The sequence below is a fragment of the Clostridium sp. AF36-4 genome (assembly GCF_003435975.1).
GTDB lineage: Bacteria > Bacillota > Clostridia > Lachnospirales > Lachnospiraceae > Eubacterium_F.
Genome location: NZ_QTVH01000062.1, coordinates 1 through 1,618, shown reverse-complemented (window position 1 = coordinate 1,618; position 1,618 = coordinate 1). Strand labels below are relative to the sequence as shown.

Below are 1,618 nucleotides of genomic sequence, written 5' to 3'. Positions count from 1 at the left end.
CAGACTGTAGACAAAGTGGTGCTAGGACTGTTGTCCTGGCACCATTTTTTCTCTGTTTGCAGCAATCGTTCGCCCAAAATGATAAAAAAGTCGATATTAAGCAGCCTTTCCTACCGCTTTTTTGAAGCATCATTGCTAGTTTTTTTAGATTCATGCAGGCAAAGGTAAGCCCGACCTTCATTTCCATTCGAGCCTTACCATACATTTGTGTATAACGAAAACCATGATTCTCCTTTGCTGTTCCAAAGATTCGTTCAATGGTTTCCTTTCTTTGCTCATATAATTTTTTCATTCCCAAAGTATGACGAACATCTTCACATTGCTCCATATAATTTTCCCATATATGTCGTGTTATCAGTTTCACATGATTTTTGCTTTCTGTACATTGAGATAAATATGAACAATTTTCGCATACATTTCCACAGCTTTTATATTCACGATATCCATCACGATTGGTTGTACTATATTTCAAAACTTGATTGTTTGGGCAAATATAGCAATCATAGTATTCGTCATAAGCGTATTCGTATTTTTTAAAGAATCCCTCTTTGGTCATTGGACGCTTGTACGGAAAAAGTGGTGTAACTCCATCATCTATAAGAAGCTTTGCTATTGCTGGAGTTTTATATCCGGCATCTGCAACAAGTGTTTTTATTCCAATATTTTTAATTTTATCATATAATCCTTTAAATGTTCTGCTGTCATGTAAGTTTCCAGGGCTGACGGTATAACCTAGAATCCATCCATTTTTATCACAAGCAGTTTCAACGGCGTATGCAAAAACATGTTTATGTTCACCTTTACGAAACCAACCACTTTCCGGATCAGTGGTACTAGATTTTATTGTTTTTTCATTTGAAGTTCCTCCGCCAGACAAAGGAGGGTGATTATTATCGTCTTTATCTTTTAATGGTTTTTTGTGATGCTCTTGTCGATCTTTATTAATTTCAGTTTTTAACATATCTTCATAAAAAAGAGCTTCTTCCTTAGCAATTCGTTTTTGCATTTTTCTACTGTTTGCACGGGCTTTTACATGAGTAGCATCTACAAAAATCTCTGTTGGGTCAACCAATTTAAACTTGTAGCATTCTTCTAAAATATGAGCAAAAATCTGCTCAAATAAGTCGGTATCTTTGAATCGTCTTGTATAATTCTTTCCAAAGGTTGAAAAGTGTGGAACTTTATCTGTCATATCAAGACCAAGAAACCATCGATATGCAACGTTTACTTCAATTTCTTTTACTGTCTGACGCATGCTCTTGATTCCATACAGATACTGAATGAGAGGTATTTTAATCAATGTCACAGGATCCATGCTGGGCCGACCGGTATCGTGCGAATATTTGTCTTTCACTAAATCATAAATGAAAGTCCAATCGATTGCTTTATCGATAATTCGAAGAAGATGATCCTTAGGAACCATTTCATCCATACATAACAAATGAATTTGTTCTCTCTTTTTATCAGCATTTTCAGTCATCATATGAAATCACCACCTAGTATTTTATACTTCTATTATACCAAAAAAGCACCGAAAAGTCGCTAAAAAATCGCACTTTTCAGTGCTTTAATACGAGAAAAATCCACGACATTTGTCGTGGACTTTGTCTACAGTCTG

General features: G+C 35.3%; 1 protein-coding gene. It reads right to left on the bottom strand.

From position 1 onward, the window contains the following. A partial coding sequence (locus tag DW005_RS13535; RefSeq protein WP_242989496.1) for an IS1182 family transposase occupies window positions 1-1,483 on the bottom strand: 1,483 nt, incomplete at its 3' end. Window positions 1,484-1,618 lie beyond the last annotated feature (135 nt).